This window comes from Microcoleus sp. Aus8_D2 (assembly GCF_036702665.1).
Classification (GTDB): Bacteria; Cyanobacteriota; Cyanobacteriia; order Cyanobacteriales; family Microcoleaceae; genus Microcoleus.
The window spans coordinates 1-18,146 of record NZ_JAUBUN010000038.1 but is presented as its reverse complement, the minus strand read 5'-3'; the positions used below and the strand labels follow the sequence as shown (position 1 = coordinate 18,146).

The 18,146-nt window shown below is 45.5% G+C and carries 19 protein-coding genes and 1 pseudogene; 11 read left to right on the top strand and 9 right to left on the bottom strand.

Annotated elements, in window-relative coordinates; all coding sequences use genetic code 11:
• Window positions 1-193: 193 nt before the first annotated feature.
• Together QUB64_RS24475 and QUB64_RS24470 are read right to left on the bottom strand one after the other, a co-directional pair.
• Window positions 194-847: a hypothetical protein gene (locus tag QUB64_RS24475; RefSeq protein WP_333325873.1), complete on the bottom strand. Its 654-nt coding sequence runs from the start codon at window positions 845-847 to the stop codon at window positions 194-196.
• Between the two features lie 613 nt (window positions 848-1,460).
• Window positions 1,461-3,125, bottom strand: a complete 1,665-nt coding sequence (locus QUB64_RS24470; protein ID WP_333278457.1) for a DUF655 domain-containing protein — start codon at window positions 3,123-3,125, stop codon at window positions 1,461-1,463.
• Window positions 3,126-3,316: 191 nt separating this feature from the next.
• Between QUB64_RS24470 and QUB64_RS24465 the strand changes: the two genes are divergently transcribed.
• Both QUB64_RS24465 and QUB64_RS24460 read left to right on the top strand, forming a co-directional pair.
• Window positions 3,317-3,721: a DUF7682 family zinc-binding protein gene (locus QUB64_RS24465; protein WP_293130688.1), complete on the top strand. Its 405-nt coding sequence runs from the start codon at window positions 3,317-3,319 to the stop codon at window positions 3,719-3,721.
• A 203-nt stretch (window positions 3,722-3,924) separates the two neighbouring features.
• The gene (locus QUB64_RS24460) at window positions 3,925-5,115 is read left to right on the top strand and encodes a cysteine desulfurase family protein (RefSeq protein WP_333278454.1); all 1,191 of its coding nucleotides are present in this window, start codon (window positions 3,925-3,927) and stop codon (window positions 5,113-5,115) included.
• Here the strand turns inward: QUB64_RS24460 and QUB64_RS24455 are convergent.
• Window positions 5,112-5,249, bottom strand: coding sequence for a hypothetical protein (locus QUB64_RS24455; RefSeq protein ID WP_333394240.1), 138 nt, complete (start codon window positions 5,247-5,249; stop codon window positions 5,112-5,114). The two genes, QUB64_RS24460 and QUB64_RS24455, sit on opposite strands and share 4 nt — an antisense overlap.
• A gap of 282 nt (window positions 5,250-5,531) precedes the next feature.
• Between QUB64_RS24455 and QUB64_RS24450 the strand changes: the two genes are divergently transcribed.
• Window positions 5,532-6,554 (top strand): hypothetical protein, encoded by a 1,023-nt coding sequence (locus tag QUB64_RS24450; RefSeq protein WP_333278450.1) that lies wholly within the window; start codon window positions 5,532-5,534, stop codon window positions 6,552-6,554.
• A gap of 83 nt (window positions 6,555-6,637) precedes the next feature.
• Here QUB64_RS24450 and QUB64_RS24445 read toward each other — a convergent pair whose 3' ends face one another.
• Entirely contained in the window at window positions 6,638-6,844 is a 207-nt protein-coding gene (locus QUB64_RS24445; protein ID WP_333278447.1) for a hypothetical protein, read from the bottom strand.
• Window positions 6,845-7,036: 192 nt separating this feature from the next.
• Between QUB64_RS24445 and QUB64_RS24440 the strand changes: the two genes are divergently transcribed.
• From QUB64_RS24440 to QUB64_RS24420, 5 genes are all read left to right on the top strand, one after another.
• Window positions 7,037-8,899 carry a CHAT domain-containing protein gene (locus QUB64_RS24440; RefSeq protein ID WP_333278445.1) on the top strand — a complete coding sequence of 621 codons (1,863 nt, stop codon included), beginning with the start codon at window positions 7,037-7,039 and terminating at the stop codon, window positions 8,897-8,899.
• A 58-nt stretch (window positions 8,900-8,957) separates the two neighbouring features.
• Window positions 8,958-9,404, top strand: coding sequence for a CHAT domain-containing protein (locus tag QUB64_RS24435; protein ID WP_333278459.1), 447 nt, complete (start codon window positions 8,958-8,960; stop codon window positions 9,402-9,404).
• Window positions 9,405-9,527: 123 nt separating this feature from the next.
• Complete coding sequence (locus QUB64_RS24430; RefSeq protein ID WP_333278443.1) at window positions 9,528-9,881, top strand: hypothetical protein; 354 nt, start codon at window positions 9,528-9,530, stop codon at window positions 9,879-9,881.
• Window positions 9,882-10,242: 361 nt separating this feature from the next.
• The gene (locus QUB64_RS24425) at window positions 10,243-10,722 is read left to right on the top strand and encodes a hypothetical protein (protein WP_333278441.1); all 480 of its coding nucleotides are present in this window, start codon (window positions 10,243-10,245) and stop codon (window positions 10,720-10,722) included.
• A 219-nt stretch (window positions 10,723-10,941) separates the two neighbouring features.
• Window positions 10,942-11,268 carry a hypothetical protein gene (locus tag QUB64_RS24420; protein WP_333278439.1) on the top strand — a complete coding sequence of 109 codons (327 nt, stop codon included), beginning with the start codon at window positions 10,942-10,944 and terminating at the stop codon, window positions 11,266-11,268.
• Window positions 11,269-11,322: 54 nt separating this feature from the next.
• On the opposite strand, the gene thiL is transcribed toward QUB64_RS24420, so the two are convergent.
• From thiL to QUB64_RS24405, 3 genes are all read right to left on the bottom strand, one after another.
• On the bottom strand, window positions 11,323-12,318 hold the full coding sequence (gene thiL / locus QUB64_RS24415) for a thiamine-phosphate kinase (protein WP_333278436.1): 996 nt from the start codon (window positions 12,316-12,318) through the stop codon (window positions 11,323-11,325).
• A gap of 258 nt (window positions 12,319-12,576) precedes the next feature.
• On the bottom strand, window positions 12,577-12,891 hold the full coding sequence (locus QUB64_RS24410) for a hypothetical protein (protein ID WP_333278434.1): 315 nt from the start codon (window positions 12,889-12,891) through the stop codon (window positions 12,577-12,579).
• A gap of 408 nt (window positions 12,892-13,299) precedes the next feature.
• Complete coding sequence (locus QUB64_RS24405; RefSeq protein ID WP_333278432.1) at window positions 13,300-14,424, bottom strand: peptidylprolyl isomerase; 1,125 nt, start codon at window positions 14,422-14,424, stop codon at window positions 13,300-13,302.
• Between the two features lie 240 nt (window positions 14,425-14,664).
• Between QUB64_RS24405 and efp the strand changes: the two genes are divergently transcribed.
• The 3 genes from efp (at window position 14,665) to QUB64_RS24390 (ending at window position 16,404) form a co-directional block, all read left to right on the top strand.
• Window positions 14,665-15,222, top strand: coding sequence for an elongation factor P (gene efp / locus QUB64_RS24400; protein WP_333278430.1), 558 nt, complete (start codon window positions 14,665-14,667; stop codon window positions 15,220-15,222).
• A gap of 198 nt (window positions 15,223-15,420) precedes the next feature.
• The gene (gene accB, locus QUB64_RS24395) at window positions 15,421-15,981 is read left to right on the top strand and encodes an acetyl-CoA carboxylase biotin carboxyl carrier protein (protein ID WP_333278427.1); all 561 of its coding nucleotides are present in this window, start codon (window positions 15,421-15,423) and stop codon (window positions 15,979-15,981) included.
• Between the two features lie 30 nt (window positions 15,982-16,011).
• Complete coding sequence (locus QUB64_RS24390) at window positions 16,012-16,404, top strand: ArsR/SmtB family transcription factor (protein WP_333278425.1); 393 nt, start codon at window positions 16,012-16,014, stop codon at window positions 16,402-16,404.
• A 430-nt stretch (window positions 16,405-16,834) separates the two neighbouring features.
• On the opposite strand, the gene QUB64_RS24385 is transcribed toward QUB64_RS24390, so the two are convergent.
• Window positions 16,835-17,596, bottom strand: coding sequence for a GerMN domain-containing protein (locus QUB64_RS24385; RefSeq protein WP_333278422.1), 762 nt, complete (start codon window positions 17,594-17,596; stop codon window positions 16,835-16,837).
• Between the two features lie 469 nt (window positions 17,597-18,065).
• A pseudogene (locus tag QUB64_RS24380) lies at window positions 18,066-18,146 on the bottom strand (photosystem II protein D1); the annotation flags it as partial.

Sequence of the window (18,146 nt, the reverse complement as noted above, 5' to 3'; positions counted from 1 at the left end):
AACTTGTAGGGTGCGTCAGTTCCCAGTTCCTGAATAATCAATGAAAACACGCTCTACTGACGCACCCTACTTTAACTTGTAGGGTGCGTCAGTTCCCAGTTCCTGAATAATCAATGAAAACACGCTCTACTGACGCACCCTACTTTAACTAGCTGTTTCTTCAGCGGTTGCTATAACAAAAATTAGGCAGGAATTAGTACGGACAGCGACACTCTTGAACAGTAACACACTCTATTCTGCAACTTTTTCCTTTGCGTCTCCTCTCGCGACAATCAGCATCATCCTGACATTGTGAGGTGACTTTGTTCTCACAAATTTGCTGGCGCCCAAAAGTACCTAAATTTTGTACAGAAACTTGAGCGGTAAGCGCACCCTGTTCTATAACTTGGTTATTTTCTTTGATTTCATAGGCAAATTTATTTTCGCCCTCTAAAACCGAAAAAGTTCTTGTTTTGTGACTGTTTGCTAATTTAAATCCAAAACTTTCGGAAAACTCACCTTTGTCATAACTTCTATCCGTGTAAGGATAGGGGTTAGTTTCCATGCCATCGGTGACATTTTTAATCAGCACTCTTCTGTTAGGGGCGGGGGGAGTCTTGCTGGAAACAAATCGAGCGCTTTGCGAATCAGGGGAGATGCCACTTCCGGGACACTGACCTACATATTCAACGCGCTTAAATTGAATCATGTTAATATTAAAACTGTTCTCGTTTTTTACCCGAAATTGTGCTTCTATAGTCTGCTGGGCGCTGACTGTGAAAGCTGCTAGTGTGACTAAAATTGCACCAATCAAAAGAGCTAGGAATTTGATTGGTGGCTGGGCCGTAAAATATCTGCTGCGTTTCATCTCTTTATACCTCCCATCTGAAAAACTTGCCTTTTTAAAAATAGTAATTTTAACTATAAAGCAGATCTGTTGTCAAGATCGATAAAATAGGTTTGTAGTGAGGACTTTAGTCCTTCCTGCTTAGTCTCTCCACAAATGAATGAAGTATTATGGTGCGTCAGCTCGGAGTTTCTAGATGATTAATTAAATAACCATAGCTGACGCACCCTACTTGAAAATTATACTCGCTCGCGCTAATGGTGCGTCAGCTCGGAGTTTCTAGATGATTAATTAAATAACCATAGCTGACGCACCCTACTTGAAAATGTTACTCGCTCGCGCCCATGGTGCGTCAGCTCGGAGTTTCTAGATGATTAATTAAATAACCATAGCTGACGCACCCTACTTGAAAATGTTACTCGCTCGCGCCCATGGTGCGTCAGCTCGGAGTTTCTAGATGATTAATTAAATAACCATAGCTGACGCACCCTACTTTAAACAATGGTGCGTCAGCTCGGAGTTTCTAGATGATTAATTAAATCACCATAGCTGACGCACCCTACTTTAAACAATGGTGCGTCAGCTCGGAGTTTATAGATGATTAATTAAATAACCATAGCTGACGCACCCTACTTTAAAATGTTACTCGCTCGCGCCACTTGTCTACAGTCTTGTTTCCGACTCCTTTCAACTGTTCCACATCTTCCCAAGACTGAAAAGGCTGTTTTTCCCGCGCTGCAATAATTCTCTCGGCTAACTTCGGCCCAACTCCGGGCAAAGTTTCTAATTCTTCCTGAGTCGCGCTATTCAAATTAATTAACTTTTGAGCCGCAACAATTTGCGGTTGAGGATTCGCAGATTTTGATGCTGCTTGCACTGATTCGCACTCTTTTTGCTTAGCGTCAATTTTCTGTTTGATGCGGGCGGGAATTCCCAAGATTGCACCTTTGTACAGCCGATCGAACTCTCGCTCAAAATGGGCCCCAATTACCGGGCTGTCGATCGCCAATAATGTCTCATCATTCCCGTGATTTGCAGCCTCACTCCAGTTGTGAGAGCCTGTAAGCACGGTATTTCCGTCGATAACGCCGAACTTGTGGTGCAGGCGATCGCCCGTTGGTAACTGCGGCACTCCCACTGTAGTCAGCGGCTTTCTCCACGGACGATTGTCAGATTCCAACCGACAATCCTGCATCAAAGTCGCCCCCATCATGTCTAAACCTTCGCTGTAAGGGCGATAAATGAAATTTGGGTCAATCAAAGCTCGCACCGCCACACCGCGCCTAGATTCAAGTTCCAGGGTATTTGACAACCGCTGCGCCGAAAATACAAACAGTGCCAAATTAACAGACTTTTTCGCACTACCCAAGGTTTTGTTAATCAAACCATTTGGGCTTGTTTCCCAAGGCAAAGTCGCAGTCGTCGGTGAAAATTGCACCGCAACTGTCGCATTACCAACTCTCACTTTTTGTACTTGACGAAACTGCTTTTTTATGCCAAACTTGCTATCCGGTTTACCACCGGGCCCGTCGCCCCACATGATGTTAAATTCTTGAGTAAATAGTTGAGCTAATTTAGGGCTGGCAATTTTTAGCAAATTGTTGGCATTGCCGCGACTTGCTGCTGTCTTGAAATCGCCGTGGATATCGCTTGTCGTAAAATTAGCCGAAGTTACGATGACTGTTTTGCCGTCAATTACCACAAATTTGTGGTGCATCAAACCGCTGCCTTTGCTTCCATCACCAGTATCGTCAATTACAGGAATCCCCGCATCCTGGACAATAACCAAAGCATCGTTTTGCTTGATTTCCTCGGGACTCAATTTTCCGTCTTTATTGATATCGGCGAGTTGCAGAAATTCGCTGTAGCGATCGCGCTCTCGTTCCGGTAACTTTGCCAACTCCTGGGCTGTATAATCGCTCCAAGGGCGATTGTACATATGTTCGACAATTAATCTGACTTTAATTCCAGTGCGCGCGCGATCGGCCAAAACCCTCGCAATACCGGGCAGCCGAAACTCCTGAACCGCTACATCTACCGTCGATCCAGCACTCTTGAGTGCCTCGGCGATTAACTTTTCTAAATCGTCTCCAGCCCTCGTTTGCACGCGATAAGGCTCTGTATAACTCGAAGTGAGCGACTGATTGAAGTATACTTGCAACAATGGGTCTTGAGGCAGCGGAGACAGAGTGGGAGGTAAATTCTGCACGTCTTGCTTTGCTTGTCCGCAGGCCGTAAGGGCGATCGCCAGCAGTCCAGCACAAAACACACCGGATAAATTATAATAAAGTACATTCACAAAATTTTAAATTTTATTGAGGTCATCGGTCTATTCAGAGTTCAAAGATATTCGGTCAAGTAAAGTTAGAACATATTAAATTTATGAAAGGGAATAGATTTTGCGTCTTGTAGAACTGCCTCGATGCCGGAAGCATCACTGGTAGGGTAGCAGCATTCAGGGGCGTGGGTCAAACCCGATACTGATGCTTTATGGCTAAAAGAAAAACGATTTTTGATTGCGGTCACAAAGGATATGGTAAAGCGTGCCATCGCTGCACGCAAGAGTTGATCGCGCAGCAGCAATATGTGGAATTGCTGGCAGAAAAACAAACCAAAAAACAAGAGAAGGAGGCATCATTTGCTAGAGATGCGATCGATCTCAGAGGTCTGCCCGACCATGTAGTTACTAAAGCTCGCGCTATTATAGCAGCTTTGGGCGAAAATAAGAATTACAGAGATTTTGGCGGCAAACGCCTGCGTCACAACCGCTGGATTGTGAGTATTCCTGTAACACGCAACTACAGAATGCTTTGTGAAGATTGCGGCACTTTCTTAATTCCCCAAAAAGTCTTGTCCCACGAAGACTACAATGTCTGCAAACCTGGGAGTCATTAGTCAGTTGACAGTTGGCAGTTGGCCTGTGACCTGTGACCTGTGACCTGTGACCTGTGACAGTTGTTAGTTGGCTTGGCAGTTGTTATCAGTCATAATTTAAGAATCATGAGTCATAAGTCAATAATCATTTATGCCTTTAGGATAAGTGCTTTATTCATTAGGTAGTCAATCATTGATTATTAGTTCGTCATTTAATTAAAGCAATGCAAATTTATCTCGACTATAGCGCTACAACGCCGACACGCCCAGAAGCAATTGATGCTATGCAAAAAGCTCTGACTCAATATTGGGGAAATCCTTCTAGTTTGCACGAGTGGGGACAAAGGGCGGCGACTGCTTTAGAATTAGCCAGAATGCAAGTTGCTGGGCTGATTAACGCGCTACCCGAATCGATGATTTTTACTTCGGGCGGCACTGAAGCGGATAATTTAGCAATTATGGGAGTTGCGCGTCTTTATACAAAGCCGCAGCATATCATTATTTCTAGTGTTGAGCATTCTGCCGTATCAGAACCGGTACGACAACTCGAACAATTGGGATGGGAAGTAACGCGATTACCCGTAGATAAACATGGGCGAATTCATCCTTTGGATTTGCAGGAATCGCTGCGATCGCATACAGTGTTAATTTCCATCATCTACGGACAAAGCGAAGTTGGGACGCTGCAACCAATTGAGACTTTAGGGCGAATTGCGCGCGATCGCAATATCCTGTTTCATACCGATGCAGTCCAAGTTGCCGGCAAACTGCCAATTGATGTCCAGAAACTCCCCGTAGACTTGCTTTCGCTTTCCAGTCACAAACTTTACGGGCCGCAAGGTGCAGGCGCGCTGTACGTGCGTCCAGGACTAGAATTAGTACCCATGTTCGGCGGGGGCGGGCAAGAGTTGAAACTGCGTTCAGGGACGCAAGCACTGCCCGCAATCGTGGGTTTTGGAGTGGCGGCGGAGTTGGCTTTGCAGGAGATGGATGTGGAAACGCCGAGGTTGATTGGATTGCGCGATCGACTTTTTGACGGATTAGCCGACATACCTAGTTTAGTCCCAACGGGCGATCGATATTACCGACTGCCGCACCACACCAGTTTTTGCATCGTTTCCCCATCCTGTCGCCCTTACCAAAAGAGAGACACAGAGAGAATTACAGGCAAAACTATGGTGAGACAGCTAAACTTAGCCGGAATTGGCATTAGTTCCGGTGCGGCTTGTAGCAGTGGCAAACTCACGCCCAGTCCGATATTATTGGCAATGGGATACGACGAAACTAACGCCGTTGGTGGCATTCGCTTGACACTGGGACGCGAAACAACCGAAGCTGATATTGATTGGACGGTAATTGCGAGCGCACAAATCTTAGATAGATTAATGCCCAAGGTAGCATTGTGTAGGAATTAGAAAACCCGGCGGTGGAATATTGGGCGGTTGGAAACCGCCTTATTTTCTTCAGTCGGCGTCCGGCGGACATTGTTTGTGTAGACGCGGTTTCCAACCGCCGTAATTTGGTTTTTACCGATATCTTCGCCTCCCATCAAATATCCTCGCAAAAACCCGGCTTCTCGCCACCCACCGACAATCTAAGAAACCGGGTTTTTACCGATATCTTCGCCTCCCATCAAATATCCTCGTAAAAACCCGGTTTCTGGCCACCCACGACAATCTAAGAAACCGGGTTTTTACCGATATCTTCGCCTCCCATCAAATATCCTCGTAAAAACCCGGTTTCTGGCCACCGACAATTCAAGAAACCTTTCTCGCCCCAAAACCCCCAATCATGATAAAATAAACCCGATATTACTCACAACTCCCCAACAATGGAAGAAAGCCGCGCCCAAGCCTACCTAGAACTAATTCACACCCTGCTGAATTGCCCCAACGGATCGGAACCCCAGATATTACAAGATAACTCAGAATTGTTGGATGTCGAATTTCTGGAAACTTGCGAGTTAGTAGCGGAAAAAATGGCACAGCAAGGAGGACAAAACGGCGCTAATTTCCTGCGAAATCTAATCGGCCAGCTAGCACAATTAATCGATATCAACGATGGCGATAACTCCGCAGGTGAAAATCCCCAAGAGTATGCAAACTTTATTCTAGAATTATTGCAAGCAGAAGATGGTAGCAATAGCAATACAGCAGTAATTCACCCGATGCTAGCCGAACGACAACATCTCCTCAATCCTCGTTTTTCGGAGATTTTAGAGCAAGTAATGGAGAGGTTAGTTGGTGGCGAAAATGCCCAAACTATTGAGTCAATTGTCAGCCTCGTTGAAGACTTGACCATTAATATTAGTAATTTTCCCGGTGGGAATAGAGCGAATAATATTGAAATTGCCATGGCCGCTTATCAACTTGTTTTAAATAATCGGCAACCGGGAAGCGAAAAGTTTGCTCAAACTCAAAACAACTTAGCTGCTGCCTATATTACCAGAATCAAGGGTTCGCGGGCCGAAAATGTGGAAATGGCGATCGCCCTTTATGGCGCTTCCTTAACAGTCTACACCCTTGAGGCTTTCCCGGAAGATTGGGCAATGGCTCAAAATAACCTAGCTGCTGCTTACGCTAACAGAATCAACGGTTCGCGGGCGGAAAATCTCGATCGCGCGATCGCATTTTTTGAAGCGGCTTTAACAGTTCGTACCCGCGATCAGTTTCCTGAAGATTGGGCCATGATTCAATATAACCTAGGTAATGCCTATAATGACAGAATCGAAGGTTCGCGGGCGGAAAATATCGAAAAGGCGAAATCCTTTTTTGCAGCAGCTTTAACAGTATATACCCGTGAGGCTTTCCCTGAATATTGGGCAATGATTCAAAAGAAGCTAGCTAATCCCTAAAGTCAGGTAGCCTTAACAATCTCAGAAACCGGGTTTTTTCCGAATAATTATGCTAAAATAAATTTACTCCAATTATTGGTTTGTCATCCATTAATTGTGTAGGGGCGGGTTCGCCAACCATCTCTAAAGAGTACCAACAATTGAAATAAACCCGCCCCCTCCCAACGACAAATTCCCGATCGCACTCCCAACGATAAATTCCCGATCGCACTCGCAACGACAAATTCCCGATCGCACTTTCTGGAAAACCGGAAAACGACCGATCGCATTTGTAGAAAAATTGGAAACAAGCGATCGAATTTCTTCGGTGGGGTGGGGGCGGGTTTATCAAGATTGTTTGTGGGTATTAAATATGGTTGGCGAACCCGCCCCTACAGCAATTATGCCAACGCTATCAACTATTAACTATGAATGAAAATCGCGATCGAGTCAACTCCGAAGGTGAAAATCCCCAAGAGTATGAAAATTTTATCCTATAATTATTGCAAGCAGAACAAGATAGCAATAGCGATATTAAAGTAATTTATCCCATACTCGCTCAAAGACAACATCTCCTCAATACCCGTTTTGCCGATACTTTACAACAAGTAGCCGAGAGATTAATTGCCCAAAATCCAGAAGCAATTAGCTCAATTGTCGCCTATATTGAAAATTTAAGTATTCATATTTATCAATTTCCCCGTGGTAGTAGAGCAAATAATATTGAAATTGCCATGACTGGTTATCAAATAGTTTTAAATAATCGAGAACCGGGAAGCGAAACATTTGCTCAAACTCAAAATAACCTAGCTAATGCCTACAGTGACAGGATAAACGATTCGCGGGCCGAAAATCTGGAACGGGCGATCGAATTTTATGAGGCTGCTTTAAGAGTCTATACCCTTGAGGATTTCCCTGAAAAATGGGCAATGACTCAAAATAACCTAGCTAATGCCTACAGTAACAGGATAAACGGTTCGCGGGCCGAAAATCTGGAACGGGCGATCGAATTTTATGAGGCTGCTTTAAGAGTCTATACCCTTGAGGATTTCCGTGAAAAATGGGCAATGACTCAAAATAACCTAGCTAATGCCTACAGTGACAGGATAAACGATTCGCGGGCCGAAAATCTGGAACAGGCGATCGAATTTTATGAGGCTGCTTTAACTGTTCGTACCTTTGAGAAATTACCATTAAATAATGTAGAAACCTTAAATAACCTGGGCTGGGCTTATCTGGACAAACTAGACAACATTAACCCAGAAAAACCAGAAGACACCAACCAAAAAGCAGCAACTCTCCAAAGTGCCTACGATACCTTTAAAAAAGCCATAATCGGAGCCACCAAACTGCGGAATTTGGAATCGCAAAATGAAATCAAACAAAAACACGACTTGCAGTGGGATAAACTCTACAAAGGCATGGTGCAAGTATGTCTCGATCGCGCCAGCAACCAAGAAGCACTCGAATATGCCGAAGCCAACAAAGCCCGCAACCTTGGCGAACTAATCGCCCAAAGAAAGGAAACCCCCAAAACCCTAGCACCCATCACCTTCAGCCAAATCACCGAACTCCTCACCCCCAACACCGCCATCATTGAGTGGTACATCACCAACGCAGAAATCATCACCTTTGTAGTCACTTACCCCGACGTGCTGACAGTACATCGCGAGCCTAAATGCGATGAATTAACCAACTTAGTTGATGAATACCGCAAAGCCTACAAAACCAGCAAAACCGACTGGCAAAAACAACTCGCCACCTATCTCCAGCGCCTCGCATACATCCTCCAAATCACCACAATTCTACCGCCATCAACTACCAGCCTAATCCTAATTCCTCACTGGTTGCTGCACCTGTTCCCCCTCCACGCCCTACCCCTAACAGACGGCGAATTCTTATTAGATAAATACCTCGAAGGCATTCAATACGCCCCCAGTTGCCAACTCCTGCAACAGATTACCACCTACCCAAATTTTGACCAACTCCTCGCCCTGCAAAACCCCACCTCGGATCTTCCCTACACCGATTTGGAAGTGGCCAGCATCGCCCCCAAATTCGCGATGAGGGAAGTTCTTTCGGGATCTGAAGCGAGTAAAACTAATCTTTTGGAACAGTATTTAGAGCAGTTAGAAAATGCTCATTGCGCGCATTTTTCCTGTCACGGTTCGTTTAATCCTGATGATCCGCTGAAGTCGTTTTTGATTTTGTCAGGGGGTATTGAAGAACCCCCCCAGCCCCCCGGGCTTCGGGGGGAGCAAGAAGAATCCGGAGATCCCCCGCAGCCACCCTTAATAAGGGGGGAGCAAGAAGAATCCAAAGAACCCCCCCAGCCCCCCCGGGCTTCGGGGGGAGCAAGAAGTTAACGGGGATTTAGGCGCATCACAGCGTTATGTTGAATGGCGCGAAGGCAAAACAGCGGATATTGACAAATGCCTGACTTTGGCTGAAATTTTCGGACTGCGACTCAAACAGTGCCGCCTAGTCGTGCTTTCCGCCTGCGAAACCGCGCTAATTGATACGCAGAATCGCTCCGATTATATTGGATTACCGACGGGATTTCTCTACGCGGGAGCAATGGGAACTTTGGCCAGTCTTTGGGCTGTCAATGACCTCTCGACTGCCTTGATGATGGTAAAATTTTATGAGGTACTAAAACCTGGAGTTAGCATTGGTCAAGCGCTCCATGATACCCAGCGCTGGTTTAAGTCTGCCATTACTTCAGATTTGCTAGAATGGGTGGAAGGTTCGGAGAGTTTCGATGGAGAGCAAAAAGAAGATGTTACAGAATATCTGGGACGTTACAAACAGACTGTAAAACCTTACGGCGATGTTTATCATTGGGGAGCGTTTTGTGCCATAGGCTTATAATCTTGTAGGGTGCGTCGCTGCGAGATTTTCGAGTTTATGGATAGATTGTCGATAGCGACGCACCCTACGGTATCGATAGCATCGGTTTCCAATTCAAACAATATCCATTTTAGAGGTAAACTTATGATGAAAACCCTGATTTTGTCGGAAATCTATAACGCGATTACCAAAGCCCCAGAGATTTTGACTCCGCCATTTATTGAAGAATTACTCAAGACTGTTTGGCCGATAGCTGAGTCTGATGCTGAGGATAAAGTCGTCAAACAAGCGATTAACAAACTTTATCAAAATTTTCCCGAAGTAGGAGAGCTGATTGCCAATTTGACTCGCAAAAATCTCGATGATGCAGAACCGGAAGTCACACCGGGCTATGAAACAGTCACTAATAACTATCCCGATCTCAAAAAGCTCGAATCAAACTTGAAAAAACGCATTCAAACAGCCTCAATTCCCCCCGCACCAGATGCTAAAAATTGACCATCCCCAAGTCTATATCTACAGCTACCAACTCAGCAGCGAAAGCAAAACCGAAGTTGACTAAATCTGGACTTGGGCAAATTGTCTATCGCAACATTTCAGTCAGGATAAAAGCTTAGTTTTTTCTCAATAAAACCTCAGTTATCCCCTGACGAAAGCGACTAAGTTCAATCATTCAAATCAAATCGATGGTTCATTCAGATTTTGCCATATAGATGATAGCGAAGCCATTTTAGCAAGAATTGGCAGCCCCGAAACTGACGAAAACAAAGACTTAGAAATCGCAGTAGCATTAACACGATTTAATGTTGATAATCTCCTGGTTGCTGACAGTCATGAAAATTGGCTAGGACAAACTCTTTTGATTACCTATAAATCTAAAAGTTATCAACAGCCAAGTAAACATCTCTTCCGCGAAGTTGCAGATAAATGTTTAAAACATCTTTTCCCAGAAGCATTTGTGCGTCCACCTTTTTACCGGGCTACTGAGTTATTCGATTCTCCGATGTTTGAGTATAGTTCTCCCAAAAGTCAATTACAGGTGTTTGTTTATCTGGTTGATGATGAGATTGAGGGAAAATTAGGGAAGATTATTCAACCTTTGTTTGAGCTATTTTATCACCGCCATAAAATCACCAAAGCTTTTATTGATAGTCGCAGAAATTATAATCTACTTAAGGAACGATATTTGGAGATTGAGCAAACAATCGAAAACCTAGAAGCAAAAATCACCGAAGTAACTCGGATTGAATTGTCAACTGGAGTTGATTCGAGGCAAAGTGTTAATATAGATGAATCGTTAAAATATCTAAAAACCAAACTAAAAGAGTTACTTCGATAAAGTTTGAATTATGAAAGAGCTTTGGAATGTTTAGAAGATTTTAATAACACGATTAATATTCATGTTTATAATTATCAGGAAAAGTTGTTGCAAATTGGGGATAAATCGCAGCTACAAACTGATGATTTGACAACGTTCAAGTTTTTTATTGAGAGAAATTGTCCGTATTTTCAATAACAAATTAAGGGGGATTTAGGCTATTTCAAACATGGCACTGATTTGATTAAGATTGCGGTGGAGTTAGTGGGAGGGATTGTCGATATTGAACAAGCAGAATGCGATCGCTCCTTAGAAAGAAAAATTGAAATATTGGGTGCTGGCTTGGGGGCTGGAGGCATTGTGGTGTCTGCGATTTCTGCCTATGTTGAGACACCCATAGTGTTCAGGATACCTCAAACAGGCGATCGCATTCATCCTGCCATAACTAGCCTATTATGGAGTCTCCTAGCTGTGGTAATTGTTGCTGGAGTTGTTGGTTTGCTTAATGGAACATGGAAAATTAATGGTAGATTGAGATTGTTTGGCCGTAAGAAACCCGGCGGTTGAAACCGCGTATACACAAACGATGTCCATGCCAAGCGGACTAAGATAAGATATGATTCAGAAGTGTTGAAATCCTCGATCGATCTCCAATCTAAAATCAGGACAAATCCCGCTGCTATCACTCAACCAAATATCGGCACATTCCGTAGTGATTCCCACGATCGCACTACCATCACCGATTCGTTCCACCAATAACTTAGCACGGTCGATCGGCAAAAACAGCACCAACTCAAAATCTTCACCACCGTACAACGCCCAATCCAGAGCCTTTTGAGTAGATACGATTTCGCTTAAACTATGGGGAATTGGTATTTTCATGCGATCGACCTTTGCACCAACACCGCTAGCCCGACAAACTTGAACAATCGCATCAGCCAAACCATCGCTGCTATCCATTCCGGCGATCGCAAATTCACCCGCAGCATCTAAAATTTCCCACAAAAACGGCAAAACATCAAGCCGCGGTTTAGGCCGTTGATGAGCGAGAATTAAAGAAGTTCGATCGCCTTTTGTAAGATTTTTCCCAAATTCTGGATTCAACAACAATTCTAATCCCGCGCGGGACGCTCCGTGAAACCCAGTCGCCACAATCGCCCAATTCGATCGCGCATTTGACCTGCGAATGGTACGATTTTCCTCAACCTGTCCGAAAGCTGTAATCGAAATTGTCACCACGGGCGATCGCACCACATCCCCACCGGCGATCGGCGTATGATACTCTTGCAAACAAGCCGTCATCCCCCGATAAAAGTCTTCCACCCAATCCACAGCCGTATCCGCCGCCACAGCCAGGGCTACCGTCACCGCCAGAGGCTTTGCACCCATCGCAGCCAGATCCGACAAATTCGCCGCCGCCGCCCGCCATCCTGCATAATAAGGGCCTGTAGTGCGATCGCTAAAATGCACTCCATCCACCAACATATCCGTCGTCACCGCCAGAGATTGGTGAGGATTTGTTGGAAGTACCGCGCAATCATCCCCCACAATTTCGGGAGGGCAGAATTTTTGTAATATTTTTAAAAGACCTTGTTCTCCGATATCTTTAATCAGCATTAAATTAGTTCAAACCCACTAAATATCATTAGCAAACTGTCCACTGTCCACTGTCAACTCTCAACAGATATTTAATCCAATTGCATCGTCCTGTATTCATCTCTATCTTCTCTCTCTGTGTTCTCTGCGCCCTCTGCGGTTAAATCATTCCCATACAACCGGAAATTATACGAAAACTAACAACTAACAACTAACAACTAACAACTGACAACTGACAACTGACAACTGTCAACTGTCAACTGTCAACTGTCAACTGCTTTACCATTCCTTACCAGAACTCGGCGGCAAGCGCAACCTCGGAAACCTATAAAAAGTATCCCCATCATCATCCACCTCTAAAATCGCCGAAAAAATCTTAACTTGTCGGTTTAAATACTGCTGAGCAACTTCAGCCTCAACCCTAGCGCTAGCAGCCAATTGAATCAGCGACATCTGACTGTTTTGAGTTTCCAACAACTGATAAAAAGCCTCATCCAACTGTCGCTTTTGCTTGCTTTCATTCAGATTGTTGACAATCAACAAGCCTGCGAATCCGCCCAAACCAATTACCAATAAAAATTCTAAAATTGCCATGATAGCGTTATAGTTGCTAGTTGGAATAACGAATCTCAGTATATCAAAAGAATGATGTTATAGCCTTTCGATCTCCCATATGAGGTACGACTGGGCCTAAGCCAATAGCCAAACCGACCAATAGCCAAACCGGGCTATCCTCACCACGCTTGAGAACCGCTATAATTAAACTTCAACTAATCTGATTAACTCTTCCAGCGCGCAGAGGTGGTATTTGTTGGACAAGAAGCGATTTCAATCGCCATCTTTGATTTTTTATTGTTGCTTCCAGCCGGCAGAGGCGGTCTTTATTCGACAAGAAGCGATTTCAATCGCCGTCTTTGATTTTTTATTGTTGCTTCCAGCCCGCGGAGGCGGGCTTTGTTGGACAAGAAGCGATTTCAATCGCCGTCTTAGTTTGTGTGCTGATTAAACTTGAGGTTGAACCAAATTTTCCTTTCCTTTAATCACCTTAGCAGATATAATCTTATCTCCCTGCCTCAGTTTATCCAAAACCTCTTTTCCTTCAATCGTGTAACCAAAAACAGCATACCGACCGTCCAACAAATTCAGGCCAGCGGGCGTGAGTTCAGGTTCAAACAAGAAAAAGAAAAACTGAGAAGAACCGCTGTCCGGTTCAGCTTCAGCCCGGGCCATCGCCACAGCACCAAAAGCAGAAAAAGGCAAAACAGGTTCGTCGCGATAACGCCCCGCATCTTCTAGAGTAATCCCATAGACAGGTTCCTTGTCCTCTCTAACGAGCACTTCCAGCGGCACATTCCGGTATTTGCCAGTACCAGGATCGATAAAGCCCACTTCCTTGCCTTCGGGATCTCCGGTTTGCAAAACGTAGGATTCTTCCGATCGAATAAATGGTAAACCATCATAGAAACCTCGATCGACCAAATCCACAAAATTACCAGCAGTCACAGGCGCGCTGTAACCGTCAACCACAACAGTAATCGTCCCCTTATCCGTTTCCACAGCCACAGTAGCGCGCCCTTTCAGTTGAGGCAGATTAGCATACTTAGCAGGCACTTCAAACGGAAACTTTGTCACCATCAACTCTTCGATTTCGCCTACCGAACCGAGGATTTTCGCCTTCAACTCAATAACTTTTTCCCTGTCTTTAGCCTCAACAGCCTTTTCCAGTTCAGCAACTCCTTCCTTGACTTGTGCAACTAGCGCCTCAGCTTCCGGCTGTTTCGCCTCAGGAATACTCTTTAAAATGTCGGACTCCCGAATGCTGAGAATCCTCGAAGCCTTGCTGACATCGCTGCTAATGGGCCCCCAACGTTTAGAACGGATGTGGTTGCCAATGTCTTCGAGACTGATTTGCAACTCACGCACAGTCTGATTGTCAATAGGTAGCGCGAAACGCAGCAGCGCCCGGCCGTCGCTAATCGGATTCCCCGCAGGCATACTGCTGCTGGGGCGTTTGGCATAGGAAACTGCACTGAAACTCAGGGAGAGTGAGAACAGCAGGATTGCTAAAGCGGCGGTCTTCACCCAGCGCTTGCACGTATCGATCGAGAAATTAGGCCAATGCAACATATCTTTAACTTTTATTGCCTCTATTATCTTCCCACAGCGCGCGATCGCCTTCTATCCGTTACATCGGTTGCCGAACTTGCTTCCTGAGAGAGCTTTTTCGCTTGGAGTACAGCACTTGCTCCCTTTGAACGGTAAAATAAATTGCCAATTGCTTTTTGATGCCGTCAGCTAGACTGCGGCTTTAAGCTGACTGTAGTTCCCCCGTGCCCCCCGGCGACGGGATTGCCCGCAAAAATTTATATGATTTCCAGTAACGACTTTCGGACAGGTGTTTCAATTGAATGGAATAATGGCGTGTGGCGGGTTATCGAATTCCTCCACGTCAAGCCAGGAAAAGGCTCAGCTTTTGTGCGGACAAAATTAAAAAATGTCCAAACCGGAAACGTGGTAGAACAAACTTTCCGGGCCGGCGAGACTATGCCTCAAGCCAATCTCGAAAAGAACGTGATGCAGCATACCTATAAAGAAGGCGACCAGTTTGTCTTTATGGATATGGAGACTTACGAGGAAAGTACCCTCACTGCCAAGCAAATAGGCGATCGCGTCAAATACCTCACTGAAGGGATGGAAGTCAGCATTCTGCGCTGGAACGAGCAAATCATGGAAGTGGAACTGCCCAACTCTGTTGTCTTAGAAGTTACACAAACCGATCCCGGAGTCAAAGGAGATACTGCCACCGGCGGCAGCAAACCAGCCATCCTCTCCACCGGAGCTCAGATTATGGTGCCTCTCTTTATTTCCATTGGAGAACGGATTCGGATTGATACTCGTGAAGACAAGTACCTCGGTCGAGAGTAGAAACCACGGAGGAAAAGGGAGTTTTTAGTTCAGAGCTTTTAGTTCAGGGTTAAATAGCTAAAAATTTGACTCTTATGGCTCCCATCTGAAAGATACCCCTTTTTCCTTCAAAATTGGTAGATTATCCTCGCTTCCCCGCATTCCAATTTTCAATTTTCAATTCTCAATTCTCAATTCTTAATTACCCTTGAATCTGCTGTGCAACTAGACTTAAACCAGCTTTGCGAACTGCTAACTGTTTTAGACAAAACAGGCATTTCGGAACTGACGTTAAAAAGTGGGGAGCTTGAACTGACTGTACGCAAAGGCATTCTGGCCAGCGAACCAGGCACTGCTACTGCGCTCCCTGCTACTGCTGCGAGTGTCGCTCCCACGATCGCCTTGGGCGCTGTTGCTAGCCCCACTGCGCCGTCACCAGATGCTGTAAGCCAAAATTTAGCAGCGACTCTGGCCGCCGCTCCTGCCGCCGCTCCTGCCGCCGCTCCTGCTGCCGTGTCTGCTCCTGTCGATACCAAATGGGTGTCAATTATCTCGCCGATGGTAGGAACCTTTTATCGCGCTGCTGCTCCCGACGAGCCGCCTTTTGTGAATGTGGGCGATCGCATCAAGGTCAGCCAGACAGTCTGTATTATCGAAGCGATGAAGCTGATGAACGAGATTGATGCTGATGAAGTGTCCGGTCAAGTGATGGAAATTTTAGTACAAAATGGCGAGCCTGTCGAATACGGTCAAGTTTTGATGCGAATTAATCCGGATTGAAGCATTACTTTATTGTTATGGACAGAATAAATGCTAATATTTCGAGATCACTTCTCCCCGGTGAGTTTGATGAAGTCATCCCAGTCTGTCCCGCAAGAGGTTGTGCAACAAGTTGCTGAGTATTTCAGTATTCTGAGCGAGCCGATGCGTTTACGAATTTTGAACTTGCTTCGCGACGGCGAAAAATGCGTGCAAGAGTTGGTGGAAGCTACTCAAACGAGTCAAGCCAATGTTTCTAAGCACCTAAAGCTCATGCTCCAAGCTGGTATCCTCACTCGCCGGAGTGAAGGGACTTCAGCCTATTATAAGGTGCAAGACGAGTTAATTTTTGATCTGTGTAATATGGTGTGCGATCGGCTTGCTACCCGGATCGAAGAGCAAGCCCTCCACTTTCGGGCATTTAGCCTGACTACCAAGCACTGAAAATTAGTCATTCGTCATTCGTCAGCAGTCGGGCCGTCATTCGTCATTCGTCATTCGTCATTCGTCCTGCCGTCGGGCCGTCATTAGTCATTCGTCATTCGTCCTGCCGTCGGGCCGTCGGGCCGTCATCAGTCATTAGTCCCCAGTCATCAGTTATATCAAATCCGGTAACTACGGAATTATACCCTGCTCGCCGTGCGGGACGTTTGGCTCCGCGATCCGAAGCGAGCGACACAGCACTGCACTCCGAAAATTATTATTCCGATGCAAATGTCAACGATATCATCAGTAATCAGTTATCAGTTATCAATCCCTATTTTATGCATTCAGACTAATAACTCCTAACTCCTAACTCCTAACTCCTAACTCCTAACTAATAACTCATGACTAATGACTAATGACTAATGACTAATGACTAATGACTCAAAAGTTAGTGAAGGGGAAAATTTTTGTCAAAACTTTGACGGGTACTAGGCTGAGCCACCTCCAAACCTTCGCCCCCCAAAAGTTCCAAAGGCTTGCCTTCCACCGAAATCCAAACCTTGGTATTCGGTTTTAAACTCGTAGCCGTATAGATAACTTGCCCTAACCGGCTCGTCATTGAACTGCTGCCTCCCCCCGAAGTAAATTCTGCCGACAAATCGACATAAACTCCCTCATTCTTGACACTCAAACTCCGCAGTTTTGTCCCATTAGGAATTTCGCTAGAAACAGTTGCATCCTTCGGCCCGGCCAACAAACTGTTAAAAGCAGCTTGTAAAGTTGCATCAGGCTTATCAGCTTGTTTGACAGCTACTTTCGTAGGAACTGCCTCAAATTTGCCGATCGCATCTTTAACCCAGTAGACTTGCACTGTCTCCACCGCAGTCTGCGGCAAAGGCTTTGGCTGCGGCGACTTTGGCGCCAGAGCCTGTGGCGCCAGAGCACTAGGCCTCTGAGCTTGAGGCGTCTGAACCTGCTGCGGCACTTGCACAGGAGTTGGTGGGGGTACGGGGATAATTACAGCAGGGGATTCCGCAGGACTTGGGGACAGCGCCGGAGCGGTTGTCGGAGCGGAAGACTGCGTGTCTGCGGTTGGCGAACGGTTCGCCGTCCACCAAGCAATACCCCCTCCAGTCACTAAAGCCAACCCGCAAACACCGGCAATGATTGCTGCTGTGGAGACGCGGCGTACTTCTTGTCCATCTTTCATAATACAAATCCTCCTTACAGATAGAGTGCTTGGGACGGTGAGGAGCAACTCCCGATCGGCTACATTTGTCTATGGTGAGATTCTGGAATTGACACAATTGCACTACTGCTAGCGAACACTCTACGGCAAGTCCAACATATCCTGAATCCGACTTTTGGCATCCTAGACCATCATATGAGATTTCGCGCGTGGAGTATGTCACAGTATCTCGATCGACCTAGTGGCTATATTCTATAGTAATCATAAAAATTCACAGATGGAAGGAAGTTCGGCAACTGGTTCTGCAACGAATTTAACCGAGCTAAGGGATTTAACCGATCGATGTTGATGGAAAAAGGAAAAAAGATGGATGTAGCGGATTTTACCGAGGTAACGGATAGAAGCAAGAAGGAATTCGAGGAAAATATTTTTCCCAAACAAAAAGCGCCCCTATTTCTAGGAGCGCTTTTTGATGATCTCAGGTTAAAAATTAACCGTTGATGGAAGGAGCAACCAAAGCCACAGGAGTTGTTTCGCCAGCAGCCAAGTCGAGTGGGAAGTTGTGAGCATT